This window comes from Pasteurella oralis (genome assembly GCF_042681465.1).
GTDB lineage: Bacteria > Pseudomonadota > Gammaproteobacteria > Enterobacterales > Pasteurellaceae > Pasteurella > Pasteurella oralis.
In genome coordinates, this window is sequence record NZ_JBHUFP010000018.1 from 1 (window position 1) to 685 (window position 685).

Consider the following 685-nt stretch of genomic DNA (forward strand, 5'->3'; position numbering starts at 1 on the left):
CAAGGTAACCGTAGGGGAACCTGCGGTTGGATCACCTCCTTACCTTATAGTGGAATGGTGGCAAGTGTTCACACAGATTGTTTGTATTGGTTGTGGAATAGAGAAGAAGCCGAAATTCTTTTGGGTCTGTAGCTCAGGTGGTTAGAGCGCACCCCTGATAAGGGTGAGGTCGGTGGTTCAAGTCCACTCAGACCCACCACTCAAGCGAAAGCTGTTGAGTGAAGCGACAAAAGAATGAAGGTGTCATGATAGTGATGTAAATGGGGATATAGCTCAGCTGGGAGAGCGCCTGCCTTGCACGCAGGAGGTCAGCGGTTCGATCCCGCTTATCTCCACCAAAAATCATCATTGCTAAGTGTTTTGTTTATTTGAGTTAGGTATAGATATTGGCTTAGTATTTAGCTTTATAGTGAGTAATTGTGTAAAGTTGAATGTAATAGCATATGATTACCCTATGCGTTAGTTTGAGTTTTAAGTGAACTTAGTTTAACTTGAACTAAACTAAACCTTTAGCAATGATGATAGTAAAAACACCTGATATAAAGATTATGTTAATACATTTTATATTAGGGGATTTATTTTTGTCTTAATGTTCTTTAACAATTTGAAACAAGCTGAAAACTGAAGAGACTTTCAAGTTTATTGTTTAATGGTATAAAGCCTAAAGCAGTAAATATAATGAAGT

2 tRNA genes are annotated in these 685 nt (G+C 38.4%); both read left to right on the forward strand.

The annotated features are described in order from the left end of the window. The first annotated feature begins 122 nt into the window (after positions 1-122). Positions 123-199: transfer RNA gene (locus tag ACFSAV_RS09265), tRNA-Ile, on the forward strand. 63 nt (positions 200-262) lie between these two features. Continuing rightward, positions 263-338 (forward strand) — tRNA-Ala (locus ACFSAV_RS09270). Positions 339-685: the final 347 nt, after the last annotated feature.